General features: G+C 33.5%; 5 protein-coding genes. 3 read left to right on the forward strand and 2 right to left on the reverse strand.

What is annotated here, in order from left to right; all coding sequences use genetic code 11:
• Positions 1–63: 63 nt before the first annotated feature.
• Both DCO46_RS22030 and DCO46_RS22035 read right to left on the reverse strand, forming a co-directional pair.
• Entirely contained in the window at positions 64–468 is a 405-nt protein-coding gene (locus DCO46_RS22030) for a T9SS type A sorting domain-containing protein (RefSeq protein ID WP_116754619.1), read from the reverse strand.
• Between the two features lie 412 nt (positions 469–880).
• The gene (locus DCO46_RS22035) at positions 881–1,285 is read right to left on the reverse strand and encodes a T9SS type A sorting domain-containing protein (protein WP_116754620.1); all 405 of its coding nucleotides are present in this window, start codon (positions 1,283–1,285) and stop codon (positions 881–883) included.
• A 437-nt stretch (positions 1,286–1,722) separates the two neighbouring features.
• Between DCO46_RS22035 and DCO46_RS22040 the strand changes: the two genes are divergently transcribed.
• The 3 genes from DCO46_RS22040 to DCO46_RS22050 all read left to right on the forward strand — a co-directional run bounded on the left by DCO46_RS22040 (position 1,723) and on the right by DCO46_RS22050 (position 5,700).
• A complete protein-coding gene (locus DCO46_RS22040; RefSeq protein WP_116754621.1) occupies positions 1,723–2,595 on the forward strand; it encodes an AraC family transcriptional regulator in 873 nt (290 codons plus the stop codon).
• Between the two features lie 87 nt (positions 2,596–2,682).
• Entirely contained in the window at positions 2,683–4,719 is a 2,037-nt protein-coding gene (locus DCO46_RS22045) for a M13 family metallopeptidase (protein WP_116754622.1), read from the forward strand.
• Between the two features lie 111 nt (positions 4,720–4,830).
• Positions 4,831–5,700: an alpha/beta hydrolase gene (locus tag DCO46_RS22050; RefSeq protein ID WP_116754623.1), complete on the forward strand. Its 870-nt coding sequence runs from the start codon at positions 4,831–4,833 to the stop codon at positions 5,698–5,700.
• Positions 5,701–5,822 lie beyond the last annotated feature (122 nt).

A 5,822-nucleotide genomic window follows, 5' to 3' on the forward strand; every position in this document is an offset into this window, starting at 1 on the left:
CAAGTTTTAACTTTTACTAACTATCTAAACTCATTTTTATACTCTGTATAAAGTATAAATTTTTTAGCGTGTTGCTACGCTGGTATTTTTAGCAGAAAAACCTGCTTTGTAAACTGATGAAACTGCTTTTGATGATAATATAGTTTTATTATCAGTTATTGTAATTTCATGTTTTACTGTTTTTACATTATCTTCAACTTCTAAGAAGTAAGTTCCCTCAGGAAATTCTTCCAGACTAAAAGTTCTCAAAATTCCATCTTTACCTGAAGCATTTTCAGAATAAATTAGATTACCGTCCTTGTCGTAAATTGCAAGGTTTGCTTTTTTAACCTGGTTAAGAGCAAACGTAATCATCTTTCCGTTTGATCTTATTACATGAAGACTAAAATCTTCATTCCCGTCAATTGCATACGAGCTTCCTGTAAAAAGCACTGCACATACTAAACTTAATTTTAAAATCTTTTTCATGACCTTTGTTTTTAAATTAATAGTTCTAATTCTCTGATGCTAAATTACTTAAACCTTACAGTTTTGTGCACAACTGTGTTTGCATATTTATATGCTGTATTCTCATTTACGAAACCGTTATAGGTTAAAACATGAATTATATTTATCGTTTTGGTTAATTCGGTAAATATTTTTCAATGTTTTGTTTGAATTAAGAAAATGTAAAGTAATTTGTGTTTCTTACAAAAAAAAAAGTTTTAGGTTTCAGGTTTCAAGTTGTTTGCCTGAAACCTGAAACCTGAAACCCAAAAAATAAGGCACAAAAAAAACAGCTCAATAACCACAAAGAGCTGTTTTAAAAAACAAATGAATGTTTTTAAACTTTACTAACTATCTAACCTCATTTTTATACTGTATTCGAGTATAAACTTTTTTAGCGTGTTGCTACGCTGGTATTTTTAGCAGAATCTGCTTTATATGTTGATGAAATTGCTTTTGATGATAATGTAGAAGTCTCATCAGTTACAATAATTTCATGTCTTACTTTTTTTGAATTGTCTTCAACTTCTAAGAAGTAAGTTCCTTCCGGAAATTCTTCTAAGCTGAAAGTTCTTAAAATACCATCTCTGCCAGATGCATTTTCAGAATATAATAATGTTCCGTTTTTGTCATAAATAGCAAGGTTTGCTTTTTTAACCTGATTAAGAGCAAACGTGATAATTTTTCCGTTTCCTTTTAATACGTGAAGGTTTAAGTTATCTCCTCCGTCAATTGCGTAAGTACTCATTCCTGTAAAAAGCACTGCACATACTACACTAAGTTTTAGATTCTTTTTCATGGCTTTATTTTTAAATTTGTTTCTTCTAATTTTCTGATGCTAAATTACTCCGGATATAGATTTTATATCACAACTCTATTTTCCAATTTATGTGCTATATTCTCATTTACGAAACCGTTATATGTTAAAATTTGAATTATCTTAGGTGTTTTAGTTAATTCAGCTATTTTTTTTCAAAGTTTTATAAAATTAACACTCTCTGAAAAAGTTCCGTATTTCTTACAAAATGATATATCTTCATTAAATCATTGAATTAAATACGATTTGTTGAAAAAATCACGGATAAAAAAACAGAGGCTTTAAAAAAAGGTTTATTTGCAGAAATTCGATTTTTGACTTTAATGAAATATTCTCATTTACGAAACCGTTATAGGTTAAAATATGAATTATTGTAGGTGTTTTTGTTAATTTTGCTATTATTTTTTAAAGGTATTATCATGAAGACCATAGCCCCCGCTCTCGAAGTGATATCTAATTCATACGGAAGCTCGTTTACCTATACTAAACACGCCCAGAAAGCGAATAGTAAGGCACATTTGTGGCATTATCATCCGGAAATTGAATTGGTATATATTAATGGTGGAGCAGGCAAAAGACAAATCGGCAGCCATGTTTCTTATTATACTAATGGCAGCCTGATCTTAATAGGTTCTAATTTACCCCACTGTGGTTTTACCAACGAACAAACCGGAAATATCAACGAAACTGTTATTCATATCAAACCCGAGTTTCTGGGAAATGACTTTTTTGTTTTACCGGAAATGAAAAAAATCCAAAATATATTAAGCCAGTCCAAAGCAGGGATAGCTTTTGGTGGTGAAACCAAAAAACGGATCGGTGATAAAATCGAAAAAATGGAAAATCAGCTTCCGTTTGAGCGTTTGTTGACTCTTTTGAGTGTTTTAGACGAATTAGAATCTTCTGAAGAATACACGATTCTGAATGCCGACGGATTTTCTCTTGAATTGAATACGCAGGACAACGATCGTATTAATGTAGTTTTTAATTATGTAAAAGATCATTTTCAGGAATCTATTGCAATAGACGAAGTTTCGAGCCTGGTCAGTATGACAACTCCTTCGTTTTGCAGGTATTTCAAAAAAATATCAAATAAAACCTTTACAGAGTTTGTAAATGAATATCGTCTGGTTCATGCCTCGAAACTTCTGGCAGAAAAAGCGATAACGATAAATGAAGTGTGCTACGAAAGTGGATTTAATAATTTTAGCCATTTTAGCAAATCTTTCAAACAATACACCGGTAAAAGCGCTTCGCAATACCGTAATGAACACAAAATAATTATTAAATAGCCTTATCTTTTTTAATTTGTATGTTTTGTAAAACTTTATTGATTATTTTTAATTTTTATAATCATAAAATAAAACCTAGCAATACATATGAATTTAGTAAAAGTTTCTCTTCTGACGCTTTTTGTTGTTACTGCTTTTTCAAGTTGTAATAAAAAAGAAACAACCTTCTCAGACCCTTTAATAACCAACAGGGATACGACGATTAATCCCGGAAATGATTTTTTTAATTATGCCAATAATGGCTGGTTTAAGAAAAATCCAATCAATAAATCGGAGAGCAGTAACGGAATCTGGAGAATAATTCAGGACACGATTGATTCTCAGATTAAACAAATCTGCGAAAAATCGGCTAAAGATAACGATGCTGTCAAAGGAAGTAACAAACAAAAAATCGGTGATTTTTATGCTTCAGGTTTAGATACCATAGCTATAAACAAAGCCGGGATTACTCCGCTTGACGGAGAACTGAAAAAAATTCAGGCAGTAACCGATATTCCTTCACTAAACAAATCTATTGCACACCTGCAAACGCTGGGGGCGGCTCCGGCATTTTCGTTTTATGTTTTTCAGGACAGCAAAATAAGTTCGCAATATGCCATGTATTTTTATCAGGGCGGATTAGGGCTTAGTGAAAGGGATTATTATTTTGATAAAGAAGAACGAAATGTCAATATCAGAAAAGAATACCTTAAACATATCGAGGCGATGATGAAGCTGACTGGTGAAAATCAGGAAACAGCAGCAAAAAACGCTTCGATGATTATGAAACTGGAAACTGATCTGGCATCTTCGTCAAGAAAACTGGAAGATCTTAGGGATCCTCTTCATAACTACAATAAAATGACGGTGGAGCAATTTAATAAAATGACACCAAATGTTGATTGGAAATCGATCTTGCCTATTTTAGGAGTTCCAAAAAGCGATTCTTTAATTGTAGCCCAGCCGGAATTTTTCAAAAGCCTGAATACCTTACTAAAAAAATATACTATCGAAGAATGGAAAACATATTTAAAATGGACGCTTGTCAACAGCTATGCTTCTTCTTTGAGTAAAGACTTCGAAAAACAGGATTTTTACTTTTTCAGTACTGTCATGAATGGTATTAAAGAGCAAAAGCCAAGATGGAAAAGAACCGTTAAGCAAACAGATGCTTTGTTGGGCGATTTAATTGGTCAGGTATATGTAGCCGAATATCTGCCTAAGGGTTCTAAGGAAAAATTACTTGAAATTGGTAACAATATCAGGGATGTATATGCTTTGCATATCAAAAAACTGGATTGGATGAGCGAAGCTACCAAGAAAAAAGCATTGCAAAAGCTAAGCAAAATTGTGATGAAAGTAGGATATCCGGATAAATGGAAAGATATGAGTGCGCTTTCGATTGACAGAAAAGCTTATTGTGCAAACGTTATGAATGCCAACATCTGGCATTACAACGACATGGTTCGCAAATTTGGTCAAAAAGTAGATAAAACAGAATGGAGCATTCAGCCTCAGACGTATAATGCGTATTACAGTCCAAATAATAATGAGATTGTAGTTCCGGCCTGTAATATTATTGTTCCCGGTTTTGAAGGACGTATGCCGGATGATGCGGTTCTATACGGAATTATCGGAGGATCAACTTTTGGTCATGAAATTACACACGGTTTTGATGATCAGGGTAGTAAATATGATGAAAACGGAAACCTAAAAGACTGGTGGACGGCTGAGGATTTGAAAAAATTCAAGGAAAAAACAAAAGCTGTGGTGGCCCAATATAATAATTTTGAGATTGTTGGGAAACATATAAATGGTGAAGCCACACAAGGTGAAAATATTGCAGATTTGGGTGGAGTAGTAGTTGGTTTTGAAGCTTTCAAAAAAACGGAACAATACAAAACCCAGGAAAAAATAAGCGGACTGACCCCGGAACAGCGTTATTTCCTTTCGTATGCGTATGCCTGGATGATAAACAGAACCGATGAATCGAGTTTAAGAATGATCATGATCGATGTACATTCGCCATCTAAATTTAGAGTAAACGGGCCATTGAGCAATATGCCTGAATTTTATAAAGCATTTAATGTAAAAGAAGGAGACAAGATGTTTGTGCCAAAAGACAAACAAGTAGTTATCTGGTAAGCTATTTATAAGTTAAAGATAAAATCCGACTGGCAAAAAACCGGTCGGATTTTTCATATATATTGCTTGGAAAAAGTATATTTACAATCCCTAATCAGAAAAAATATCAATATGAAAAACTTTAAAAAATTAGTATTTGCTGCTTTACTATGTATATCTTCAATAAGTTATGCTGCAAAAGTAGATACGCTGCAAGTACCAAGTACAGCAATGGGCAAAACGTATAAAGCTGCTGTTGTAACACCAAATTCGTATGCTAAAAGTAAATCGGCGTTTCCGGTAATGTATTTATTGCACGGAGCGTACGGACATTTTGGCGATTGGTTAAAAAATACTCCAAACAAAAAACTGGTTCAGGCGCTGTCTGATCAATATAATCTGATTATCGTAATGCCCGAAGGAGAAACTTTTAGTTTTTATCTCGACAGTCCTGTAAATAAAGAAAGCCAGTTTGAAACTTTTATTACCCAGGAGGTGATTCAGAAAGTCGATAAAACATACCGCACTATTGCCAACAGAACGGGCCGTGTAATTACAGGACTTTCTATGGGCGGACACGGGGCGTTATATTTATCAGCAAGACATCCTGATTTATTTTGTGCAGCCGGAAGTATGAGCGGCGCAGTAGATATGGGGGCAATGCTCAACAGAGATTCTTCGGCTCAGGTGGTAAAATTAATGCAGCCGGTATTTGGAGATAAAAGCGGGAGTTCTGAAATGTACGAGCAAAATTCTGTTTTGGGAATGCTGGATAAACTAAAAGCTAATAAATTGCCTCTGATTGTAGATTGCGGCGTAGATGATTTCTTAATTGAACCTAACAGAGAACTGCACCGAAGACTGGTTTACAACAAAGTCGAACACGATTATACAGAACGCCCGGGAGCACATACATGGGATTATTGGGAAAACTCACTTCCGTATCATGTCTTATTTTTTAATAAAATACTGCTTAAAAATCAGATAGTTGTTAAAAAATAATAAAAATTTTACAACGAAACTTCTCCATTTGTTTTTTTTGGTTTGATTTTTGGAATACCTTTAATATATATATATAAACCTTAAAAATAAATTTATTATGAAAAAGATACTTACACTTTTCG

This window comes from Flavobacterium sp. HTF, from assembly GCF_003105115.1.
In the GTDB taxonomy this organism is placed as follows: Bacteria; Bacteroidota; Bacteroidia; order Flavobacteriales; family Flavobacteriaceae; genus Flavobacterium.